At 44.3% G+C, this 23,366-nt stretch carries 17 protein-coding genes; 7 read left to right on the forward strand and 10 right to left on the reverse strand.

All coding sequences use genetic code 11. The annotated features are described in order from the left end of the window. Positions 1-3: 3 nt before the first annotated feature. Complete coding sequence (locus G5B43_RS14640) at positions 4-2,514, forward strand: glycoside hydrolase family 31 protein (RefSeq protein ID WP_165295549.1); 2,511 nt, start codon at positions 4-6, stop codon at positions 2,512-2,514. Position 2,515: 1 nt separating this feature from the next. Beyond that, positions 2,516-4,690 carry a glycoside hydrolase family 97 protein gene (locus tag G5B43_RS14645; RefSeq protein ID WP_165295550.1) on the forward strand — a complete coding sequence of 725 codons (2,175 nt, stop codon included), beginning with the start codon at positions 2,516-2,518 and terminating at the stop codon, positions 4,688-4,690. A gap of 24 nt (positions 4,691-4,714) precedes the next feature. Here the strand turns inward: G5B43_RS14645 and G5B43_RS14650 are convergent, their stop codons facing one another. Beyond that, complete coding sequence (locus tag G5B43_RS14650; RefSeq protein ID WP_240904875.1) at positions 4,715-5,380, reverse strand: peroxiredoxin family protein; 666 nt, start codon at positions 5,378-5,380, stop codon at positions 4,715-4,717. A 309-nt stretch (positions 5,381-5,689) separates the two neighbouring features. Here G5B43_RS14650 and G5B43_RS14655 point away from each other — a divergent pair, with 309 nt between their 5' ends. Beyond that, the gene (locus G5B43_RS14655; protein ID WP_165295552.1) at positions 5,690-6,577 is read left to right on the forward strand and encodes a helix-turn-helix transcriptional regulator; all 888 of its coding nucleotides are present in this window, start codon (positions 5,690-5,692) and stop codon (positions 6,575-6,577) included. Here the strand turns inward: G5B43_RS14655 and nagB are convergent, their stop codons facing one another. Beyond that, a complete protein-coding gene (gene nagB / locus G5B43_RS14660) occupies positions 6,578-8,500 on the reverse strand; it encodes a glucosamine-6-phosphate deaminase (RefSeq protein ID WP_165295553.1) in 1,923 nt (640 codons plus the stop codon). Positions 8,501-8,758: 258 nt separating this feature from the next. On the opposite strand from nagB, the gene G5B43_RS14665 reads away from it, so the two are divergent. The 3 genes from G5B43_RS14665 (at position 8,759) to G5B43_RS14675 (ending at position 13,925) form a co-directional block, all read left to right on the forward strand. Next, positions 8,759-11,230, forward strand: a complete 2,472-nt coding sequence (locus tag G5B43_RS14665; protein WP_165295554.1) for a TonB-dependent receptor — start codon at positions 8,759-8,761, stop codon at positions 11,228-11,230. Between the two features lie 5 nt (positions 11,231-11,235). Beyond that, positions 11,236-12,594: a hypothetical protein gene (locus G5B43_RS14670; protein ID WP_165295555.1), complete on the forward strand. Its 1,359-nt coding sequence runs from the start codon at positions 11,236-11,238 to the stop codon at positions 12,592-12,594. A 92-nt stretch (positions 12,595-12,686) separates the two neighbouring features. Beyond that, positions 12,687-13,925 carry a PepSY-associated TM helix domain-containing protein gene (locus G5B43_RS14675; RefSeq protein WP_165295556.1) on the forward strand — a complete coding sequence of 413 codons (1,239 nt, stop codon included), beginning with the start codon at positions 12,687-12,689 and terminating at the stop codon, positions 13,923-13,925. A 197-nt stretch (positions 13,926-14,122) separates the two neighbouring features. Here G5B43_RS14675 and G5B43_RS14680 read toward each other — a convergent pair whose 3' ends face one another. Further along, entirely contained in the window at positions 14,123-14,473 is a 351-nt protein-coding gene (locus G5B43_RS14680) for a phage holin family protein (protein WP_165295557.1), read from the reverse strand. Positions 14,474-14,660: 187 nt separating this feature from the next. Between G5B43_RS14680 and G5B43_RS14685 the strand changes: the two genes are divergently transcribed. Continuing rightward, positions 14,661-15,344, forward strand: a complete 684-nt coding sequence (locus G5B43_RS14685; protein WP_165295558.1) for a Crp/Fnr family transcriptional regulator — start codon at positions 14,661-14,663, stop codon at positions 15,342-15,344. A 9-nt stretch (positions 15,345-15,353) separates the two neighbouring features. Here the strand turns inward: G5B43_RS14685 and G5B43_RS14690 are convergent, their stop codons facing one another. From G5B43_RS14690 to G5B43_RS14720, 7 genes are read right to left on the reverse strand one after another with little or no spacing between them, the layout of a single operon-like run. Then, on the reverse strand, positions 15,354-15,962 hold the full coding sequence (locus tag G5B43_RS14690) for a molybdenum cofactor guanylyltransferase (RefSeq protein WP_165295559.1): 609 nt from the start codon (positions 15,960-15,962) through the stop codon (positions 15,354-15,356). An 8-nt stretch (positions 15,963-15,970) separates the two neighbouring features. Then, positions 15,971-16,417, reverse strand: a complete 447-nt coding sequence (locus G5B43_RS14695; RefSeq protein ID WP_165295560.1) for a molybdenum cofactor biosynthesis protein MoaE — start codon at positions 16,415-16,417, stop codon at positions 15,971-15,973. Positions 16,418-16,419: 2 nt separating this feature from the next. After that, positions 16,420-16,656 (reverse strand): MoaD/ThiS family protein, encoded by a 237-nt coding sequence (locus tag G5B43_RS14700; RefSeq protein ID WP_165295561.1) that lies wholly within the window; start codon positions 16,654-16,656, stop codon positions 16,420-16,422. Between the two features lie 2 nt (positions 16,657-16,658). Continuing rightward, a complete protein-coding gene (moaA, locus tag G5B43_RS14705; RefSeq protein WP_165295562.1) occupies positions 16,659-17,609 on the reverse strand; it encodes a GTP 3',8-cyclase MoaA in 951 nt (316 codons plus the stop codon). Next, positions 17,609-18,337, reverse strand: a complete 729-nt coding sequence (locus G5B43_RS14710) for a sulfite exporter TauE/SafE family protein (protein ID WP_165295563.1) — start codon at positions 18,335-18,337, stop codon at positions 17,609-17,611. The genes moaA and G5B43_RS14710 overlap by 1 nt, the downstream gene beginning before the upstream one ends. A 1-nt stretch (position 18,338) precedes the next feature. Further along, on the reverse strand, positions 18,339-19,838 hold the full coding sequence (locus tag G5B43_RS19430; protein ID WP_165295564.1) for a rubredoxin: 1,500 nt from the start codon (positions 19,836-19,838) through the stop codon (positions 18,339-18,341). Further along, entirely contained in the window at positions 19,831-23,343 is a 3,513-nt protein-coding gene (locus G5B43_RS14720) for a nitrate reductase (RefSeq protein WP_165295565.1), read from the reverse strand. The genes G5B43_RS19430 and G5B43_RS14720 overlap by 8 nt, the downstream gene beginning before the upstream one ends. Between the last annotated feature and the right edge of the window lie 23 nt (positions 23,344-23,366).

Here is a 23,366-nt window from a genome sequence, read left to right on the forward strand (position 1 = left end):
AATATGAAGTTAATAAGATATATAGTAGTATGGTGTACGGTGTTTCTATCGGCTTTTGGAGCAGCGGCACAGCAAGGAACAAGTCCGCAAGCTTGTTCAAGTTATACAATAGATGGGAATGTCGTTACTTTTCATGGAGATGCCGGCGCAAAGCTGCAATTGAAATTCAACAGCAGTTCGATGGTACGGATCTGGTTTGATCCAATGGGTGAACTAAAACGAAGCAACCCTTCCTTTGCGGTGATAAATGAAGAGCTGGAAGATGTGGGGGAGATCTCGGTGAATGACGAACCGTCGAGTTATGAGATTTACACCTCCAAGTTACGGGTGAGGCTGCATAAAAAAGATATGCAATTGCTCATCTATGACAAATGGCAAAAATTGATTTTCAGCGATTATCAGGATCGTGGACATGAGGCCGACGGTACGCGTATAGTGGCGTATAAGGTTCTGCGGAACGATGAGAACATTTTCGGTCTTGGCGAGAAAACAGGGCCGCTCAACAGACGCGGACGTGCCTACAAAATGTGGAACAGCGACCGACCTTGCTATAGTGCTCAGGAGGATCCGCTCTATAAGAGTATCCCTTTCTTTATGAGCAGTTATAATTATGGGGTTTTTCTGGATAATACCTACAAAACGGAGTTTAAATTCGGTACCGAGTCGGATGAGTTCTATTCTTTTGAGGCCCCTGACGGCGCTTTTATTTACTATTTTATTTATGGCAAAGATTATAAAGATATTCAGGGCCAATATATCGCCCTAACCGGTAAGCCGATCATGCCGCCGAAGTGGGCTTTTGGCTTTGCACAGAGCCGTGGGCTGTACACCCGGGAAGATCAGGCACTCGAAATCGCTACGGAATTTAGAAAACGGCAGATACCCATTGATATTATATACCAGGACATTGGCTGGACACAGTGGCTACAGGATTTTGAATGGCGGAAAGGAAATTATGAAAACCCCAAAGCCATGTTGGCGGAGCTGAAGCAAAATGGTTTTAAAATGATCCTGTCGCAGGATCCTGTTATTTCGCAGGCGAATAAGAAGCAGTGGCAGGAAGCCGATGCCAAGGGATTCCTTGTTAAGGATAGCCGTACAGGCAAATCGTATGATATGCCCTGGCCATGGGGCGGTAATTGCGGTGTCGTAGACTTTACGATACCGGAGGTAGCCGACTGGTGGGGCGAGCAGCAGCAAAAACCATTAGCCGACGGTGCGCATGGGTTTTGGACGGATATGGGTGAACCGGCATGGAGTAACGAAGAGGATGCCGACCGTCTTTATATGCAGCACCATATCGGTATGCACGATGAGATTCACAATGTATACGGCCTCACTTGGGATAAAGTTGTGAAAGAGCAGTTTGAGAAGCATAATCCCAACAAGCGGGTGTTTCAGATGACCAGGGCAGCTTATGCCGGATTGCAGCGTTATACATTTGGCTGGTCGGGCGATAGCGGAAACGGCGCGGATGTCTTGCAGGGTTGGGGGCAGTTTGCCAACCAGGTTGCGGTGGGCATTTCCGCTGGTCTTGGGGGAATACCGTTCTGGACGACCGATATTTCGGGCTATTGTGGAGATATTACAGATTATCCGGCTATGGCAGAACTGTATACCCGCTGGATGCAATTCGGAATCTTTAATCCGCTGAGCCGCGCACATCACGAAGGCGACAATGCGGTAGAGCCTTGGCTCTTTGGTGAAGTCGCCGAAAAAAATGCAAAAGCCGCCATCGAACTGAAGTATCAGCTTTTCCCGTATTTGTATACCTATGGCCGACAGGCTTATGATACCGGTCTTCCGATTCTGCGCGGATTGTTTATGGAGTATCCGGACGATGAGCAGGCGGTTAAGGTGGAAGATCAGTTTATATTCGGACAGGAATTGCTCGTAGCGCCGGTGCTGAAAAAAGGGGAGCGCGTAAAACGGTTGTATCTTCCAGAAGGCGAATGGATCGATTTCAACGATAAGAAGACTGTGTATTTCGGCGGTGAAACAATTGCTTACCGGGCACCGCTAAACGTTATCCCGATGTTTGTGAAAAAGGGATCTATCGTACCGATGATGCCGGTGATGCAATACATCCACGAAAGAGAAGATTATCCACTGCACGTGCACATTTTCCCAAATTATGAGGGAGAACAGGCTTCTTTTACCGTGTATGAAGATGATGGGGAGAGTTTGGATTATCAAAAAGATGTTTCTTCGCAAACCGGTTTTATCTGCACCACAACAGATACAGGATATACGATGGAAGTTAAGCCGCAGGATAATAGGTATACGCCGGCAAAAGGTCGGAATATCGTCTTGCGCTTCCATATCGAACAAACTCCGGCAGCGGTAAAAGTAGATGGTAAGGCTATTTCCGGTAACCCGGATTTGTTTACGGTGGAAACACTGGACGGAAATAGTCCGGAAACCGCTTGGTCTTGGAATGAAGAAACGGGCGAATGCACGGTGCGTTTCCCAGACAATAGAAAGAAAGTAACAATACAGATAAATGGAATATAACATGATAAAGAAATGGTTTTGGATAGTCGGATTTTGTTGTCTGGGGCTTTGGAGCGCGGCACAGGAATTGAAATCACCAAAGGGTAACCTGTCGTTGTCGTTTGCTGTGGAAGATGGAGGCGTGCCTACCTATTCCCTGCACTATAAAAATAAAACGGTTGTGAAACCCAGTAGATTGGGTTTTACGTTGACAGGGAATACACGCAAATCGGAGTTTGGCGGAGAAACGGATGCAGGTAAAACGCAGTCGGTAAGTTCACTGGCAAGCGGATTTAAGGTCGTAGATCGTCAGGAGTTAACTTTCGACGAAACCTGGCAACCGGTGTGGGGCGAATCTAAGGATATTCGCAACCATTACAACGAGCTGGCGGTAACATTGCAACAGGATGACTCGAAACGAAAAATGGTAATCCGGTTTCGGGTTTACGACGAGGGGGTAGGCTTTCGCTATGAATTTCCCGAGCAACAGGATCTGGCCTATCTGGTCGTGAAAGAAGAAGAAACGGAATTCGCCATGACGGGCGACCATACAGCATTTTGGATTCCCGGAGATTATGACACGCAGGAGTATAATTATACTACTTCCCGATTGTCCGAAATACGTGGCCTGATGCAGGAAGCCATTACACCTAATGCTTCGCAGACCCCGTTTTCGCCAACAGGCGTACAAACGGCCTTGATGATGAAAACAGATGACGGCCTGTATATCAATATACACGAGGCGGCGTTGATTGATTTTGCCTGTATGCATTTGAACTTGGACGATAAAAATTTTGTCTTTAAATCTTGGTTGACACCGGATGCAAACGGTACGAAAGGCAATTTACAGACACCGGCACGTAGTCCGTGGAGAACGATTATGGTGAGTGATGATGCCCGTGATATTTTAGCGGCCAACCTAACGCTGAATCTGAATGAGCCCTCAAAGATCGAGGATACCTCCTGGATTAAGCCGACGAAGTATGTTGGGGTGTGGTGGGAAATGATTACCGGAAAAAGCGAATGGTCATATACTTATGACTTACCAAGTGTGCATATTGGAAAAACCGATTATACTCAGGTAAAACCACACGGCAGACATGGTGCGACCACGACGAACGTGAAGCGTTACATCGATTTCGCAGCCGCGCATGGCTTTGATGGGGTACTCGTCGAAGGATGGAATATTGGTTGGGAAGATTGGTTTGGAAATGCGAAAGATTATGTCTTTGATTTTGTGACGCCTTACCCGGATTTTGATCTGGATGAAATACGTACGTATGCGAAGAGCAAAGGTGTGAAGATGATTATGCACCATGAAACTTCAGGTTCGATACGAAATTACGAACGGCACTTAGATCAAGCCTATCAATTCATGAAAGATAATGGTTATGATGCGGTGAAAACAGGCTATGTTGGCAATATCATCCCCCGTGGGGAATACCATTATAGCCAATGGATCAACAACCATTATCAGTATGCGTTGGAAAAGGCAGCGGAATATCAGATTATGATCAATGCACACGAAGCGGTACGCCCAACAGGATTGAGCCGGACTTGGCCGAACCTCATTGGAAATGAATCTGCCCGTGGCACCGAATATCAAGCATTCGGGGGAGACAGAAACCATCCGAACCACGTCACGATCTTGCCGTTCACCAGGCAGATAGGAGGGCCTACGGACTACACGCCAGGTATTTTTGAAATGAATATTTCTAAAGTGAACCCGAATAATGACTCTCAGGTCAATAGCACATTAGCCAACCAGCTGGCACTCTATGTAACTATGTATAGCCCCTTACAGATGGCTGCAGACCTGCCAGAAAATTATGAGAGGTTTATGGATGCTTTTCAGTTCATCAAAGATGTTGCCGTGGATTGGGATGATAGTAAATACCTGGAAGCTGAACCGGGTGAGTATGTAACCGTAGCGCGTAAGACAAAGGGAGCAAATACTTGGTTTGTGGGAAGCGTGGCTGGAGAGAACGGCCATATTTCGGAACTTGAGTTTGGGTTTCTGGATCCGGGGAAGAAATATATAGCGACGATTTATGCCGATGCGAAAGATGCACATTATAAGGATAACCCACAAGCGTATACGATTTCAAAAAAGCCGATTACGCATAAGTCTAAATTGAAATTGAAAAGTGCGCCCGGGGGAGGTTATGCTATTCATCTTCAAGAAGTAGAGCGATAAGTTAAGGGCGCAGTGGCTGCGCCCTTAAAGTAACTCTCTCAGCTTTGTATTCAAAGCTTCACCATGCAGGTTACGAGCCACAATAGTGCCTTCGGGGTCGACCAGAATATTTTGCGGAATTGCGCGCACACCGTATAACGTTCCTGCTGCATTCTGCCACGATTGTAGATCAGAGATGTGTTTCCAAGTTAATTTATCTTTTTCAATAGCAGCGACCCAATCGTCAAGTTTACGGTCAAAAGAAACGCCCAAGATCTCAAAATTCTTGTCTTTAAATTCAGCATATGTCTTCACCAAATTGGGGTTTTCTCTACGACAATCTGGACACCAAGAGGCCCAGAATTCGATCAGTACATATTTACCGCGCAAGTCCGAAAGAGAAAAAGGTTCGCCTTCGGGGGTAAGTTGGGTGATGGCGGGTGCTTTTTTGCCTACGGATGAATTTTCCAAACGTTTAAGGTAATAATCAAATTGCTTGCCTTGTGCCGACCGGCGTACAGTTTTGTCTAAACCTTTAAATAACCTTCGTAGTTCTTTATAATCGGGATTGTATCCACCCACTCGTTGTATAGTTTTCAGTGTTTCGATACTCGAAGGATTGGCTTTGACCTGTGCAATAAGCTCTTCTTTTGTTTGAGCAAAAAGGAGAGTAGGTATCGTGAACAAGAATATCGCTATATATTTTTTCATGATCATCTTTATTTATTCCTGCAAAGATACGTGAAGTTTTTTAGAGCTGCATAACAGAAGGATAAACTTACGCTCTATAATGCTTATCCTTTGGTTATAAGTTTATAGGGAGTTAACAGGGGGTTAGTAGGGGTATAGTAGGGGTATAATAGAGTATTAACCCCTATTAATACCTTGCTATATCCCTATAAAATCTACTTTAAGAGATAATTAGTATAGAAGATGTATCGAGCGTTTCCCCCCCCCCGGATTTGACTACAATAAAAATATGACTATATTTGCTTGTGCAGAATTGATCTAAATAAAAAAATGAAGAATAGTTGTGCATTGACCGCTACGCAATACGCTTTTCAACATCAATATATTAAAGGGAATGCGCTGTTCTCTTATCAAACAGCAAAAGCATGCTATATCAACATTCTTTCCCGCCATTGTTCGCAAACCATTCATTACACGTTATCCCATGCTTCGTGCGTTTTGCCAGAAGGGCATAATGTTATTCATTACCTCGAGGCGCACGATACTATCGAAATAAGGAGCGAAGACGAATGTAATCATCTTGTCATCGTATTGATTGCACCCGAAAACCTCCACTTCTTTCATGATAAATATCAACAAGAACCGCTGAGGTTTGCCAAGGGTTTTATGACGAAGAGTGATACGCGCTTTCGACTTTTATTTGAGCAACTTGAATCATTGCCGGAAACAGATTTGCTTTACCAGATGCGCTCGGAGTTGATTATTTTGGAAATTATATTTCATCAAATACAATCGCTGGCAGTAGAGAACAAAAATACACAGCATGTAATTGTGATGAAAGGTCATTATGAGAAAATCCTACTTGCCAAAGAGATTATCGAAGAAGACCTTTCGAAGAATCATAGTATTCCCGACTTAGCTAAACAGGTGGGAACAAATGTGCAATATCTAAAAAAATACTTTAAGCAATATTTTGGGAAAACGGTGATGAATTATATTACCGAGAAAAAAATGGAACATGCCAAAGAGCTCATTCTTACAGGCAATCATAGAGTGTCAGATGTAGCCCGCATGACGGGCTACAAACACTCGACTCATTTTACCACTGCTTTTAAAAAACATTTTGGTTTTATTCCTAACTCTTTAAAATATAGCTTTCTGCTCCAGCAAGGAACGGAAATATTCATAGAATTGGAACCTATTCTTGGTTGTTTGTAATTAATCAAATCTCCATCTTACAAAAGCTTCGATAGCTTCGTAATCTGCTAATCCTAGCTTATGGTATAGCTCTGCCGTTTCACTTGTACGATCTTCAGCACGTACCCAAAATTCGCGCGGGTCATCTCCCGGGAATACAGGCACGTCTTTCTGTGATTGGTGTTTGAAGATAGCAAGACGCTTGCGTTTCACCTCTTGCGGAGAGAGTGGAACCGCCATTTCAATTTCGTGAATTGGATATTCGTGCCAAGCGCCTCTGTATAGCCATAACCAACAATCTTTGGTCCATTCATCGGTCTTCGATAGTCGTTTTAAAGCTTCGAAGATGATGTCAAAACATACTTTATGCGTTCCATGCGGATCGGCAAAGTCACCTGCAGCAAAGACCTGATGTGGCCTCACTTTTCGAAGCAATTCCATGGTTTGTTGGATATCGTCTTCGTAAGAAACATCTTTAGAAAATTTACCGCGATCATAGAAAGGTAAATCTTGGAAATGAATATTACGATCTGGAAGTCCGACAAAACGTGCCCCTGCAATAGCCTCTCCTTTACGGATCAAAGCCTTAATAGTACGAATGATTTCCGGATCGACCTGATTTGGCTGTTTTGTTTTGAAAAATTCCTTCGCTTCGTTGTAGATTTTGGCCGTAATACCGTTGTCGTCATCCACAGCGACCGCAAAATCTTGAACAAATTCTAAATATCGCAAAACATCATCGTCCCAAACGGCTGTATTGCCTGAAGTTTGATAAGCAACGTGAACGTTATGTCCTTGATCAGCTAAACGAATAAACGTTCCACCCATAGAAATGACATCATCGTCGGGGTGAGGGGAAAACAGGATAACGTTTTTCTGCCCCGGCTCCGCTCTTTCCGGTCGGTTAGTATCATCTACACCAGGTTTTCCACCAGGCCAACCGGTAATGGTATGTTGCAATTCGTTGAATATTTTGATATTGATGCTGTATGCCGGGCCTTTCTCTGTCACCAGCTGAGCCATGCCATTATTGTTGTAATCGTCATCGGTTAACTTTAAAATGGCCTTATTCAATTTCAATGATAGCCATACAACCGCTTTTTTTATCAATGTATCCGTCCACGTTACTTCTTTTGCCAGCCAAGGTAAATCAAATCGGGTCAATTGTGAAGCTGCATCTGTATCCAATATGAATTCTACTGAACTAGAAAGCTGAAGATATGTTGCTGGAATGTCAGAGGATATTTCCCCCTCTACAGCTTTCTTTACAATTTCCGCTTTTTTCTCATTCCAAGCCATGAGTACAATCTCTTTAGCCTTAAAGATTGTTCCAACGCCCATCGTGATCGCTTTGGTAGGTACATTTTCCTTTCCTCCGAAGTCACGAGAAGCGTCTCGGCGTGTTAAATCGTCCAATACAACCAAACGGGTACCTGAGTTGGGTGCTGAACCCGGCTCATTAAATCCGATATGCCCTGTCCGTCCTATACCTAGAAGCTGGATGTCGATACCTCCTAAATTCGATATCTTCTGCTCATATGCTTCACAATAGGTGTGTATGGCATCCTCCGGCAATGTGCCATCGGGAATATTGATATGCTCTTTAGGAACATCAATATGGTCGAACAGATTTTTGTTCATGAACGCCACATAACTTTGGGGAGCATCAGGTTTCATGGGGTAATACTCGTCCAAATTGAATGTGACAACATTTTTAAAGCTTAACCCCTCTTCTTTGTGAAGACGGACTAATTCTTTATACACTTTAACAGGTGTGGCGCCGGTAGCCAGACCTAATACCGCTGTCTCGCCTTTTGCCTGTTTTTCTTTGATGATGGTAGCTATACGATTAGCAACATCCACAGAAGCTTCATTTTGATTGTCGTACACTTTTACCGGTACACGCTCAAAACGAGTCTCCTCCAATAAGTTTAATCTTGCCATTGATAAGGGTAATTAATTGTTTACAACCTGAATAACAAATTTAAAAATAAAACCGGTCTAACACTAAAAAAGTAGGCAAAATCATGCAAAAAAAAGCATAAATAAAGATGCAATCGGTTGTTTAAAAGTAAATTTTCTGCGAAAATCGATTCGCGTACCCTTCCATTTTCCAAATTTGAATTATTATTTTCCGAATGCGTCATCTTCTTATTTAGAATAAATCTATATTTGCAGCGAATTATTTAGACCAGTTCTAAAATGAAGTTAGGAGGATTTATACCATATACATTAATTTGCTTATTAACCTTATTGTCAATAACAGCTTCTGGGCAGCTGAGTTCGGTGACAGGAAAAATCCATCTGGCATCTGGAGAATCTATTAGTCATGCTACAGTAAGCGTCAAAGGTACGGATATCAGCAGTATGTCCGATAAGGAAGGTCGATACTCCTTAAACGATGTGCCTTATGGTAACCGAGAGATACAAGTAACCGCTATTGAGATTCAGCCGAAAACCGTTCAGCTAAAAGTAGATAAGTCTAAGCATAATTTTTCCATTGCCGTATCGGCAATTGGTGATATCGCGATTGAAGGTGTGGAGGTAAGTCGTATGACGGAGAAAAGGGAAATGGAAACGAGTGGTTTTGCGGTGGCTGTTATCGAAACGAAAGAGGCTTCACTTAGAAACCTAACGACAAATGAGCTGTTAGATCGTGCCGTCGGTGTGCGTGTTCGGCAGAATGGGGGAGTGGGCTCTCAAGTTGAATATAACTTAAACGGAATGTCAGGCAGCACCATTGGGATATTTTTGGATGGAATCGAAGTTTCAACCTATGGTTCTTCTTTCAATCTAAATAATATACCTCCCGCTATGATTGAGCGGATTGAGGTTTATAAAGGGGTGTTACCATCGCACTTAAGTGGCGATTATGTTGGTGGAGCGATTAATGTCGTGATGAAAAAAGATGCTTCTGCTAATAATATTACTGCGGCATTATCTTATGGATCATTTAATACAGCACAAGGCGATTTGAGTGCGCTGTATCGAAATCAGAAGAATGGCCTTACAACACGGATGTCGGGCTTTTACACAACGACGGATAACAGTTATAAGATGCGAGGTAAATTTTCGAAATTTACACAACCGGGCGGGAGGGTGACCCGCTATTATGAGGGCACACGTTTTAACGATGCGTATCGGGCAGCTGGGGGGCGTTTTGAAGCCGGATTTACCGATGTGGATTGGGCAGACCAGTTCTTGTTAGGGTTTAATGTTTCCGATACGTACAATGAAATTCCGCATGGTACGACTATGGCGAGACCCTACGTAGGGCGTCATGCCGAATACCAGGCAAATGCTTTTAGCCTAAATTATAACAAGAAAAATCTTTTCGTAGAAGGGTTGGCGCTGAATGTGGATGCCGTGCATAGCAGAAGGAGTACATACTTAGAAGATACCGTAAGCATGCGGTACAATTGGGATGGAAATCCATTATTATTGGCGCCAAACGAAAACGGAGAGTTACTTCCGGAAGGCCACCTAGCGGGCAAGGGACAACAGGGTGATGCCATGATTTCGGATATCCACCGGCAGATAACAAATATCCGTTCTAACTTAGCATATACCATCGTTTCGGGACACCGTGTCGCAGTTAACTATAAATATGAGCTGACCGACCGAAATGACAAAGATTTATTGAACCCTAGAAGGGATCGTTGGATTACAACGAATCAAGTTTCGAAAGGGATTGTATCCATGAATTACGAGGCGCAGACGCTTGGAGGTCGATTACGGACAAATGTCTTGGGTAAGTATACGGAAAGCAGAAATAGACAAACAAAACCTGTGGATGAGGTGAATGGCATTATTAACCATGAGAGAAGAACCACGAAGGATAGTAATCTTGGTTACGGAGCAACAATTTCCTATAATGTTGTGCCCAATCTGTTCGTCATAGGATCGGCCGAAAATTCTTACGTGGCACCTACGGAATCACAGATTTTTGGTGATCCGGAGAATAATCTGATGGCGAATACGGAGATCACATCTGAGCAAAACGTCAATTATAATTTAGGAGTACGCTATGGAACAATTGAGTTTGGTAAGCACAAAGTGTCACTTTATGGTAATGCTTTTTGGCGAAATGGTTACGACAAGATTACGCTTAAGACCGTCGTTGACGGTATCATTGAAGGCCGTGAGCAAGACCATGAGGATATTCAAGTAACTCAATATGTCAATCTGTCTAAGACGCAATCACGTGGCTTCGAAGGTGAGATTATCTATATATACGACAATAAATTGAATATGCTTTTTAATCTGTCCAAATTCAATTCGCTCAATAAACAAGATCTTGATGATAAAGGCAGGCCTAATGACTTCTATAATAGGCAAATTCCTAATGAACCCTTTTTTACCATGAATGGTAGCGTACAGTATCGAATGAATAACGTCTTACAAAAACGTTCTGCTTTGAACGTCTATTACAACATGGGTTATGTAGCTCCGTTTAGAACCGTATGGCCGGAGTCAGAATGGTTTACTACGCCCACGCAGTTCCATCATGATCTTGGCGCAAGCTATCGTTTTCCAAGTGGGAAAATGGTGGTAAGCGTAGATCTAAAGAACATATTGGATGCCGAGGTCTATGATAATTTTGGTGTAATAAAGCCTGGCCGAGGCGTTTATCTTAAGCTGAATTATACGATAAATAACTTTAATAAATTTTAATAAGCATGAAAATAAATACGCTAAAAACAGTATTGATCGGGTCTGCACTTGCCCTAGGTGTCTTAGCAAGTTGTGATAAAGATAATGATCCAAACCCTCACTTGGGAGCTTCGGGTCCAGATATCTGGGAACGCCAGTGGATTACCTTATTGGCCTCCTATCCTGATGAAAGTGGAACTGCTGGGAACGGTGGAACGATGGTTTACGCGGTCACGCCAGAAGAGGCGAAAGATCCGAATAAAGTCGTCAATATCTATGCAAATGGTACAGAGTTGAGATCGCAGCGTACGGCACGTGCCCAAGCTTCAAAAAATGGAAACTTTATTTACAACATCCAGTATACGGGCGAGTCCGGTGGTACCTTTAATAAATACAAAGTATCAGAAGGTTCTGTATTTACCGACACACGGGAAGAAATCAACACCGAACCCATTCTTGGAGCGGCTCCCCGTTGGCTAGTTGCAGCGGAAGGAATTGGCGTCGGGGTGTATGGATCGTCGGAAATACTGTACACCGGAGAGGGGGTGAATGCTGTTTTCCAGTCTACGAAAAGTACGGTAAAGATAGCTACTCTGAATCTGGACGATCCAGAAATTACGAGACAGACCGAGTTCGAATTTCCTTTTACGCAAGCGCAAAAGGACGCTGGCTATGCGGTAGGGCGCATCGATGTGCCTATTTTAAATGAAGCTAAGAACAAGATTTTCATAGGTTGTAACGTATCTAGAAAAGATCCGAACCAGCATCCTACTTTAGACGAAGATGGCGATTTGGTTTGGAAAGATGCGGATAGAGAGATGGGGACCGTAACATTGGTTGTTGATTATCCTTCCTTACAAAACCCAAAAATTATCACCTCTACACGCTCTAAAGTGAATAATCACGCGTATCGTACAACGTCACAGTATATTGGCGAAGACGGACATATTTATCAAGCGGCTACGGATAGAAGCGGTTATGAGATCTTGCGCATCAGTAAAAGCACTAACGATTATGATGCATCGTTTTACTTCAATTTTCGCACTGCTTTAGGAGATAATACTGCCCGTATTCAGGCTTGGAGATACATTGAGAATGGCAAGGGTATTGTATTGTATAGTAAGGGTTCTAATAACGGCGGTGGTTATATTGCGTTGATAGACTTGAACACCGGGACGGCAAAACCAATTGCTAATGATTATGAAACAGCATTAAATGTTTCGCAGTGGCAAGGGTTAATAGCGGTAGGTGATTATGCTTATGTTCCGTTGACGCCTATTGGTGGAGAAGGACGGTTGTACGTTATCAACTGGAAAACAGGCGAGGTCATTAAAGGGGCTAAACTGACCGGCCAAACGGGGTCTAGTTACATCGGGTCATATTAGACGTCTGATAACGCCTCTTTGGTAAAAATCAGGTAGGGCTATTGTCGCTTTACCTGATTTCACGTTTCAAAAATGGAGAGAAAAAAGAAAAAATGAGTAAATCGAAACCAAAAAAAGATAATTCCACCTGGTCAAAAGTCAGAAAGTTTTTCAACGATATCCACCTATGGGGAGGGTTAATATCGGGAATTGTAGTTTTCGTCGTATGTTTGACGGGGACAATATATGTATACAATACGGAGCTCCGGGAAGCGGCTCTACCTGAATATTACAAGGTAGAGAAGAAAGAAGAAAAGATAATTCCGGACACTTTGCTGTACTTGGCTAAACCAGCAATCAACGGAACAATAACAGGCGTGAAAATTCCGTTCCATGAGGGAAAGGCGATGACTATCTTATACGATAAGTCGTCAAAAGAAGAAAATGGTGGTGGAAGAGGCGGACGCCGACGATACAACCAAATGATGATCGACCCCTATACTGGTGATGTGCTTGGCGACCCTTCCAATGTGAAGACGAAGACAGGGGAGTTTATGGGGAAAATGTTTGGGTTGCATCGATGGCTATTACTGAATGAGGTTGAAGAACCTATAATCGAAGGCGTAGAGAACCGTAAATTGGGCTCGTGGATTACCGGCACAGCGACGCTGTTGTTTTTGTTGGGCGTACTGACGGGCTTGGTCATTTGGTTTCCAAAGAAAATGAGATCTTGGAAGAATGGCTTTAGAATACGCTGGACTGCTAATTGGAAAAGGGTAAACCATGATTTACACAATACGTTAGGATTATATACTTGGATTATACTGTTTCTTATGGCGATAACAGGACCATTCTGGTCTTTCGAATGGTATCGGGAGGGCTGGCAGAAGACGTGGGGGACGTATCAGGACCGGAACGCATCTCGTGAAGAAAAAATTGAACCGGTATCTAAGCTAATCGATGGAAAGCGTGCTATGACCATCGAAGAAACAATTCTGACGGTAAATACGACCTTGCCTTATGACGGCGATATCACAATTAATTTTGCCTCGGACAGTACAGGAACTGTCGGTATCGTGAAGAATAAAATAGGTTTCTTTGCACCGTCGGCAAGTGACAGACTAACGCTGGATCAATATACCGGTGAGGTACTGGAGAAAGATATCTTTCGGGAAAAATCTATTCGAAACCGTATCGGTAGTTCTGTCAAAGCGTTGCATATAGGGGATGTATATGGGCCGTTCAGTAAATTATTATATTTTATTAGTTGTCTCGTCGCGACATCACTTCCGGTAACCGGTGTACTCATTTGGGTTAATAAAATGAAAAAGAACGGAAAGAAGAAGGTTTAGTTATATCGAGGGTTGGCTTAACGGTCCGTATCAGATCAGTGAGAAAATGTATACGGCTATAGAAACTGACCCTACGGATTGATGAATGAAATACATTAGGCATTTGTGTTAAGGTACGATAGATAAAGGATGCTGTCTCGTAGATTAGCCTTGAGAAATTCTAAAGACAACATCCTGTCCAAGTGTTTATACGCTTGTCAACGCTTTTTGTCCTTGCTTATACTGCCAATAATCATCTCGATGATAGCTACTACGATAGCAAACAGAGTAGCTGTCCAGAAACCGTCTACATCAAATTTACTTCCCATAAGCTCGTCACTCAATAGAATCATCAAAATGGTAATGATAAAAGAAACGAGGCCAAATGTAAGCCAGTTTAACGGGAACGTGAATAGTCTTAAAATACCACCTACAATGGCATTTACCAGGCCGATAACCAAACCGGTTACAATTGCCCACCAGAAACCGGCTACATGTGCCCCCGGGACAATATAGGCAGCGATGGCAATCACCGCACCCGTAATAAGTAAATTGATAATGAACCTCATAACAAGTTGTATGCTAATGTAATTTATACTTTAGCCTAATCAAAAAAAGTGCCAAAGCTAGAAAAAGACAATGGTTAGGCGTAAGGTGGTTTTCTATTGCTCTGTCGAATTTTGAAGGCAGAAATCAGGATAATACGATAAAAAGATTATTATTGTAAGCAGAAAAGAATAATGTCGGGATAAGCAAATGAGTAAAAGACAGAAGGTATGTGATCATTCCTGTTTTATGTGTAGGTACGTCGTAGCGGACTGGTGGGAGAATATCGATATACGGCGACAAATAATCAAGGTAAAAAAGGGGCAACGGTTTATAGATGAGGGGTCGGAAGCCGAGGGTATATATTTTGTGCAGGAGGGATTGGTAAAAGTACACAAACGTTGGGGTGATAAAGAGAGCATTGTCCGTTTTGCCAAGAAAGGAGATATTATTGGGCATCGCGGCATGGTCAGGAAGAAATCTACTTTCCCTATATCGGCCACTAGCCTCGAAAATACAATATTATGTTTCATACCGATTGATTTCTTTAAATCGCTGCTGAAAACAAATCCTTCATTGACCTATGAGCTGTTGATGTTTTATGCGGATGAGTTGCAGCTCTCCGAGCAAAAAGCAACCAATCAGGTTCATCTGTCTGTAAAGGGCAGGCTCGCATGGAGTTTTCTGCTGTTGGAAGAGAAGATGGGAACTGACGAGGAGGGGTGCATCAGGTTGATCTTGTCAAAGACGGATTTGGCAGCTTATGTAGGTTCGACGTACGAAAGTGTATACCGCATGATGGCGGAGCTAACAGCAGAAGAGATTATAGCGCTCGTCGGTAAGCGTGTAAAAATAAAAGATAGGGAAAAACTGCTCCGCTACAGTAAATCGTAGTAACCGCAATTAAACCGTCTTTTGCCATTTGTGGATACAATCAGGCGTGTTGTAATTCCGGAAATCTTTCCTGTTTCCCGCAGTGGGGAGTTTTACCGCACAAAGGTTTTTTATCGCACGTTTTACCGAAAAGTTTGTTAGATGAGCATTTTTATATTCCATAAGTAATTTCTGTAGTCCGGAAGCGGTATAAATGGCACACAGCGGTTCGACCTGTCCATCTTTTTCAAACAGATATACATCTGCTTGCACGATCTGCTGGCGAATATCCATTAGCCGCTGTAATAATGGCGTTTCTGTATCAATCATATCGCAAGGCAGCACGAGGATGTCTGCTTCGGGAAATAACTGATGGGTACTTAACAAACCCGTCAAAGGGCCTTCTACATCGACTTGATCGATGACCAAACTTTCGGAAGAAAAAATCTGACGGTAGGCGCCTTGCTGGAGTGGATTAATGGAAAGATACGTTTTCAGCCCCAGACTTTCCAGCCTATCGGCCATATGTCTGGCCCAAGGACGACCATCCTTACGTAATTGTCCTTTGTCGGTTCCCATACGGCTGCTTTTACCGCCGCATAGGACCAGTCCTAACAAGATATGTGCTGTATTTTCCATTGATAAAACTATAGTTCCATATTGCCCGTTGACTTCTGCTGGCAGGCGCAGTGTCCTCCCCATGCTCGTTCACCATCCACGAAATGTTCACATTTCCATAGGGGTACATGATGTTTGATCCGATCGATGATATATTGGTTGGCTGCATAGGCTTCCGTGCGATGGGCAGCAGCAGTAATGACCACCACGGCTGTTTCCATGACCGAAACCTTGCCTAACCGATGGACGGCGATGGCAACCTGTAACTCCCAGCGTTGTTTTGCCTCATCCAGTAAGGAAGCGATCATCTTGTTGGCCATCCGCTCGGCGGCCTCGTAATACAGGTGTGAGACTTCCTTTCCTTGATGGTTATTCCGCACTTCACCGCTAAACAACACAACACCCCCAGCTTCTGGATGATGAGCCTGCTCCCAAAGTGCCATGACATCAATTTTTTCGGTGCTGAGATGTGTCATCGTTAACCTCCGCTACTAGGTGGAATGACTAAGACTAGGTCGCCCTGACGAAGCCGGTAGTCCTCTTGGACAAATGTATCATCTACCGCAAACCGGCATTGCTCCAATAGTGTTGTGGCAAAGGATTGCTGATCAATCAGATAACGTCGTAAACGATTGATGTCTTCTGGGGTCTCTCGGACCTCCATAACGGGAGGGAAATAATCCTTCAATCCCGCAAAAAATTCCAAAGTAATCATATTTATCCTCCAATTGTTAACATACTTATTTCACTTCCGGAAAACTGCATTTGTTTTTGCCCGAGTGCAGCGTATAAACTCGCTTCCAATCCTTTTTGACTGTTGATCTCCCGAAGAGGTATGGGCGTATTACTGCTTAAACAGCCATAAATATTTCCCTGAGCGTCTAATCGCAGGCGATTGCAGTCCGCACAAAAAGGGTGGCTTTCATTGGCAATGATCCCGAAGCTATGGCCGCAAGAGGTGTTCCAGTACGTTGCGGTGTCGCCGTATTTCTTTGCCTGTTCGTCGATTTTATAGACGCTACTTATTCTTTCCAGTATGGCTTGCCTCGGGAAGAACTTGCTGTCGGTATCGCCAAATAGATGGCCCATGCCCATCAATTCCAAAAAGCGTATTTTGATACCGTGCCTGAAAGCAAAATTCAGTAACGGCAAAATCTCCTGATCGTTTTCACCGGCCATAATCACCGTGTTAATTTTTACCTCCAAGCCTGTTTCTTGGGCGGCTATTATTCCTTCGACTACCTGTTTTAGCCCCGCCCGTTTTGTTACCCTATAGAAGGAACTTTCGGATAATGCATCCAGCGAGACATTGATGGAGCGAAGACCGGCTTCTTGGAGAGAAGCAACTTTTTTTGCGAGCAAAAAACCGTTTGTCGTCATCTTAATATCACGGATACCCAATTGTCGAATACCCTTTATTAATTTGGGAAGATCGGGGTAGAGAAGTGGCTCGCCTCCTGTTAAACGGATCGTCTGTAGATGCAGCAGATGGTGCAAACGACCGATGAGATCAACGAGCTCATCACTGGACAACACAACAGGTCTGGGTGTTGCTGCGGGGATTCCATCTTCACATACACAATAGGTGCACGCAAAGTTGCATCTATCGAGCAGGCTCACGCGCAGGACTTTGAATGATCTTCCGATATGGTCTGTCAACGTGCGCATTACATGAAAAATAATAGTTTACAACAAGCGATCAGGAGCACGACGCTCAACAAGGTGCGTACGGTTGCCATCGGAAAACGCGCACTACCAAAATAGGCGCCCGTAAATCCTCCGGCAGCTGCCGCACAAAACCAGATGGCGAAGGATGTATCGATCGATATCGGTGTGGTATTCCCCAGCAAACCGCTGGAAGAATTTAACGTTATAAAGATGGCAGAGGTAGCTGCAGCCTCCTTGGCATTGGCCCAACCCAATAAGATAAGCAACGGGCTTAAAAAGATACCGCCGCCGATATGGAGCATCCCCGACAGGAGGCCGATAATGGCGCCTATGAGTAATGCCAACGGTATATTTACCGTTTTGCGTTCTGGGCGCTCTTTGGGGGTTATCCCCAGCAATCGGATGGTAGGCAATATGAGGGCAAGGCCGAGCAGCACAAAATAGACTTTTCCCTCAAGCGCATACCTTGCACCCAGGAATGCCGTTGGAATAGAGGTCACCAAAAATGGCCAGCAGGTAGACCATCTGAAGTATCCTGCACGCTGAAACTGGATGAATCCTGTGCCGGCAACGAGCATATTAAGTAGGAGAATAAGCGGCGTGTATTGCGCTACCGGGATGGAAAAAATAGAAAAGACAGCAATATAACCGCTGGCTCCTCCGTGTCCAACAGAGGCATACAAGAAACCAACAACAAATAGGACGAATACGATATAATAGAGTTCCATGTCAATGCTTCTTTAAGGGTGTTGTATTACTCGGGTCAAATGCAATAAATTCTTTTTTGGGAGAGCCACATAGGCCACAGGTATAATCTGTAGGTAGATCGTCGAAGGCAATGCCTGGTTCTATTGCTGCTAATACATCCCCATAAGCGGGATCGTAAATACTGAGGCAATGTGGACAGCGGAATAAGGATTGCTGCGGGACGCTATGCGAAAACTCCGGTAAATCGGAGGGATGATGTTCAGGCACCGGATGGCTGTTTTGTAATGTAGCATCGTAAAAGCAATCACAAAGTGTTTTTAGGATCGCGGGCAACGATTTCTCTGTGACACGTTGTTTATAGAGGACGAGGTTATAGGAGTTGGCCTTGAAATCTTGCGTGTGGAAAACATCGAAGTAGGGTTCACGGATCCCATCGTTGATCTGTTTGATGATAATCGAACCCCAAATGCCGCTGTTTGATCCAATCTTGATGCCAAAGCATAGCCGATAAGTTCGAATATTCCAACGATCGAAATACCGGGCGATGGAACGCTTCAATTTCAACGCCGGTTCACACCAGTCTTCGATTTGCCAGTTTAGCTCGTTGGAAGCGTGACGCAAATTAATACGGTGTTTGTCGAGAATGATATCCCATCCTTTGCGATCTTGCTGTCGGATGTCTTTAATAATGAGTGACCGCCAGGGCGTCGTATAGATCTGGCCCACCCGAGACGTCTGGCAGACGTTGCAAACGTCCAGCAAAAAGGAAACGGTGTAACACTCGTCTGGCCGGTAAATGCCTAGCCAATATTTATCGTCATATTGGTTAAAGCCTTCATAATAGGGAAGACGGAAATCCGATTCTGTTAACGGTTCTTGGACTTGTTGACAATGAAAGGCACCCGACGCTTTAATTTTTAATTCCAGATCTGCACATAGCGTAGTAATGTCGTCTGCTGCTAAATCTTTATTATCCATGATGGCGCTTTCCAGTTCCTTACTAATGGCGGCAATATCCATGGAATAAATGAGTGATGACCAGCTTCTTACTTGATTTGTTTTGGGCCATCGGATATATACATGCCAATAATTGCCTACGCCTGAGGATACAAAATTCAAATTGCCGGTATAATAAGGTACAAACGACTGATTCGCATCGACGATGTTGATCTTTAGTTTGGGCGTATATTCAAAGGATGCTAAGATATCTTTATAAATTCCTTCTCTCAACCAATGTGGCTGATTGTAAAGACCATCGGCCACATAGGAACTGACGATATTTGGATAGTGGTTTTCATTCACTTCATACAGCAGTTCTTGATTAAAGAGCTGATATTCGATATCTTCCATTTGCGCGGGAGTGGCAGAGAAAAGCAGTTGTTGACGTGCGCCGATTTTAATGGTTTTTACATCTGCCGCATGTGCCGCTTCCAGTATAGCCTTAAAATCACCCACCGATACATAGCCTCCGGGTAGATTGATTTTTACGTGTTGCCATTCTGGTTGTAACTGCTTAGCCATTCGTGACCTCCATTTCTTCTTTTTCTGCTAAAAAACTATCCAAAATGGCCATCACCTGCGGACGGCAAGAGCCGCATCCTGTTCCGGCACCACTGGTTTCACATAATGTTTTTAGCTCCGTGCATCCGGATTGGATGAGCTTGTGTAAGTTCCCTTCGCCTACCTGGCTACAACTGCAAATCAACTTGCCAATAACCGGTTCTTTTGCACTGCCGCTGCGTAAAAGCTGTAGACGTTTTTCACTGAGTTCTGTTTTGTTGGTGATCAGGTCTTTGAATTCCAGAAATTCATTCTTATCACCAATGAGTACAGCACCGACTAGGCGATCTTGATGAATAATACATTTTTTATAATAGCGCTTTGCCTTGTCAATAAATACAATCTCTTCATATTCCTCGTTCAGACAGTCGACTACGCCAATACTACAAAGATCGAAGCCCTGTATTTTGATGATGTTCATAAAGACAGAACCTGGATATATACTGCCGATGTCGCCGTTATGATAACGGGCCACTACAGCACTTTGCTGTTCGGCGGCAGCCGAAAAACCGTACAAAATCCCTTCAAATTCGGCAATTTCACCGATAGCGTAGATAGCGGGATCACTGGTTTGTAATCTATTGTTTACCACCACCCCACGCTGACAATGTAATCCGGCGGCTTTTGCGAGCTCAATGTTAGGCGTCGTGCCGATAGCTACGATAACCGCATCGCATTTGATCTGTCTGCCACTCTTCAATTCCACCTTATTGACTTTGTTTCTGCCGTAATAGAGCTGCACCTCATCGTTATAAAAGACGTCGCAGCCTTGGTCAATCATCTCTTCGTGGAGCAATTGACTGCCGAGTACATCCAATTGCCGGTTCAAAAAGCGCGAAACACGCTGGACAACCGTAACCTGTACGTCCATCTCCCGCAAACTCGCCGCCATCTCCAAGCCCAGCAATCCACCCCCGATAATGACGACAGAAGCATCTTTGCGGAGGAATTTACGGAGATTATCGGCATCCGAACGATGTCTGATGCTGAATATCCCCGGTAACGATGGAATATCTTTGGGCATGGCCGACCGACTGCCGGTGCCGAGAATCAAGGTGTCATAAGGTGTTTTTATTCCTCTTGAATCTTCGACGTATTTATGCTCGCGATCGATACGGGTCACGGTAACCCCTCTGATATGGTTAATGTTGTAGACATTTTTTTCTTCCTCATCCCGCATTTTGACGAGTTCCTCCCATTGTTGGTCTCCGCTTACATAATGTGGTAGCATGACCCGGTTGTAAAAGGGCAGGTTTTCATTGCTGATCACTGTTATCTCGTCGGTTGTGTTGATTTCCCGAAAAGCTTTGACGAAACCGAAAGCTCCGGCACCGGCACCGACAATAACAATGCGCTCAAAGGGCTTTTCGTAAGGAACGACCTGAACGGCGCAGAATTTGAAATCCGGTTCTTTTGAAATGGGATCGAGCAGCGGATTGGTGAGGTTGTTTGCCCGATGTAAATCCGTGTCGCCGAGCTTTCCCCAGTGCATGGGTAAAAAGACACACCCCGGTTTTATCGTGGTGCTAAGGCTGGCCTTGACGCGTACATGACCACGGCGTGAGGTGATTTCGACCAGTTGCCCCTCTGTTACGCCCAGACGTTCGGCATCATCGCGATGGATTTCGAGCTGAGATTCGCTGATATGCTGTTTCAGCTTACTGACTTTGCCGGTCTTGGACATGGTATGCCATTGGTCGCGTATGCGTCCGGTGGTCAGAATAAAGGGAAAGGCCGTATCTGGTAACTCGCTATGGAGATCCGTATCCGGACTGTGGATAATGGCTTTCCGGGACGGTGTATAGAAGTCATGGTCGGCAAATAAACGCGTTGTTCCTGTTTTTCGCCGCTTATTATAGGGCCATTGAATGGTTTTATGCTTGTCAATCTTTGTATAATCCAGACCTTCGATATGTAGATTTGTTTTGGCTGTGAGTCGCGTATGCTCTTTGTATATGGCTTCGATGTTCGGATAATCAAAACCTGCAAATCCCATTTTTTGGGCAAAACGACAGATAATTTCGGCGTCTGGGAGTGCTTCGCCCGGTGGGTCGATGATTTTGTGCAAATGACTGATCCGACGTTCGGAATTGGTCATCGTTCCTTCTTTTTCTGCCCAGGCAGCTGCGGGCAAAATAACGTCCGCATAGGCTAAGGTTTGAGGCTTATTGCTGATTTCCTGTACCACCACAAATTTAGCCTTTTCCAAGGCCTGTTCTACTTTTCGTGTATCGGGTAGGCTTGTCAGTGGATTAGTACACAATATCCAAACAGCTTTCAACTTGCCGTCGGCTAGTGCCTCAAACATTTCGGTCGCTGTAAGTCCCGGCTTGTCGGATAGGGTAGTCCCTCCCCAAAAATCAGCCACTTCCTGTCGGTGTATTTCGTTTTTCAGATCACGGTGTGCAGGCAATAAATTAGCCAGACCGCCAACCTCCCGACCTCCCATCGCATTTGGTTGGCCTGTCAACGAAAAAGGTCCCGACCCTGGCTTACCGATTTTTCCGGTAATCAAGTTTAGATTAATGAGCGACAGATTTTTATCCACTCCTTTCACACTTTGGTTAAGTCCCATTGTCCACATGGTCAATAGTGTTTTCGATTCGCTGATATAGGTTGCAGCTTGATGGATTTCATGTTCAGGTATACGGCAGATATCCGCCGCTTCTGTTATGGTACGCTCAAATACACGTGCTTTATAACTTTCAAACCCCTCGGTGTGCTGTGCTATAAAGTGGTCGTCAATATCATCCTGCTCAATCAGCAGCCGGCCAATAGCATAATTTAAAACCATATCTGTACCCGGTTGGATTTGTAGGTGTAGATCGGCAATCGCTGCTGAATCCGTTTTCCGGGGATCGACCACAATGATTTTCGTATGTGGATGATTTGCTTTGTGCGTTTCTACCCGACGCCAGAGAATGGGATGGCACCAAGCGGGGTTGGCTCCTTCCACCAAAAAACAGTCGGAGAGCTCAATATCATCGTAGCAAATAGGTACGGAGTCCTCTCCAAGGGCCATTTTATAAGCGGCAACGGCGCTGCTCATGCAAAGGCGTGAATTGGTGTCTATGTTGTTGCTGCCTATAAAGCCTTTGATGAGTTTATTGATGACGTAATATTCTTCCGTGAGGCATTGACCGGATGCATAAAAAGCAACAGCGTCCGGACCGTATTTATCCACCATCGTGCGGAATACAGCGGCTGTGCGGGTCAGCGCATCTTCCCAGCTCACCCGTTGCATCGGCATATTGCGGTGGTATCGCATTTGTGGATACAGCAGGCGGTCGGACTTATCGTTGACCGTATACTGCAGGTTCATGCCCTTGCTGCATAATTTCCCCCGGTTAACCGGATGTTCTTCGTCGCCTATTACCGTTACCGCGTTGTGTTTATCTAGCTGAATTTTCACACCGCATCCGACACCGCAATAACAACAGGTACTTGTTACTTCTGTTTCTTTCATGTCTGACAAAGGCAAATCAATTC

This window comes from Sphingobacterium sp. SGR-19, assembly GCF_011043555.1.
Taxonomy (GTDB): Bacteria; Bacteroidota; Bacteroidia; order Sphingobacteriales; family Sphingobacteriaceae; genus Sphingobacterium.

Excerpts from the sequence above, each read along its gene's own strand:
- moaA (WP_165295562.1), bottom strand. The coding sequence starts at position 17,609 with ATGCGCACGTTGACAGACCATATCGGAAGATCATTCAAAGTCCTGCGC.
- G5B43_RS14690 (WP_165295559.1), bottom strand. The coding sequence starts at position 15,962 with ATGGAAAATACAGCACATATCTTGTTAGGACTGGTCCTATGCGGCGGT.
- G5B43_RS14650 (WP_240904875.1), bottom strand. The coding sequence starts at position 5,380 with ATGAAAAAATATATAGCGATATTCTTGTTCACGATACCTACTCTCCTT.
- G5B43_RS14640 (WP_165295549.1), top strand. The coding sequence starts at position 4 with ATGAAGTTAATAAGATATATAGTAGTATGGTGTACGGTGTTTCTATCG.
- G5B43_RS14675 (WP_165295556.1), top strand. The coding sequence starts at position 12,687 with ATGAGTAAATCGAAACCAAAAAAAGATAATTCCACCTGGTCAAAAGTC.
- G5B43_RS19430 (WP_165295564.1), bottom strand. The coding sequence starts at position 19,838 with ATGGCTAAGCAGTTACAACCAGAATGGCAACACGTAAAAATCAATCTA.
- G5B43_RS14710 (WP_165295563.1), bottom strand. The coding sequence starts at position 18,337 with ATGGAACTCTATTATATCGTATTCGTCCTATTTGTTGTTGGTTTCTTG.
- G5B43_RS14685 (WP_165295558.1), top strand. The coding sequence starts at position 14,661 with ATGAGTAAAAGACAGAAGGTATGTGATCATTCCTGTTTTATGTGTAGG.
- G5B43_RS14670 (WP_165295555.1), top strand. The coding sequence starts at position 11,236 with ATGAAAATAAATACGCTAAAAACAGTATTGATCGGGTCTGCACTTGCC.
- G5B43_RS14700 (WP_165295561.1), bottom strand. The coding sequence starts at position 16,656 with ATGATTACTTTGGAATTTTTTGCGGGATTGAAGGATTATTTCCCTCCC.
- nagB (WP_165295553.1), bottom strand. The coding sequence starts at position 8,500 with ATGGCAAGATTAAACTTATTGGAGGAGACTCGTTTTGAGCGTGTACCG.
- G5B43_RS14720 (WP_165295565.1), bottom strand. The coding sequence starts at position 23,343 with ATGAAAGAAACAGAAGTAACAAGTACCTGTTGTTATTGCGGTGTCGGA.
- G5B43_RS14655 (WP_165295552.1), top strand. The coding sequence starts at position 5,690 with ATGAAGAATAGTTGTGCATTGACCGCTACGCAATACGCTTTTCAACAT.
- G5B43_RS14665 (WP_165295554.1), top strand. The coding sequence starts at position 8,759 with ATGAAGTTAGGAGGATTTATACCATATACATTAATTTGCTTATTAACC.
- G5B43_RS14645 (WP_165295550.1), top strand. The coding sequence starts at position 2,516 with ATGATAAAGAAATGGTTTTGGATAGTCGGATTTTGTTGTCTGGGGCTT.
- G5B43_RS14695 (WP_165295560.1), bottom strand. The coding sequence starts at position 16,417 with ATGACACATCTCAGCACCGAAAAAATTGATGTCATGGCACTTTGGGAG.
- G5B43_RS14680 (WP_165295557.1), bottom strand. The coding sequence starts at position 14,473 with ATGAGGTTCATTATCAATTTACTTATTACGGGTGCGGTGATTGCCATC.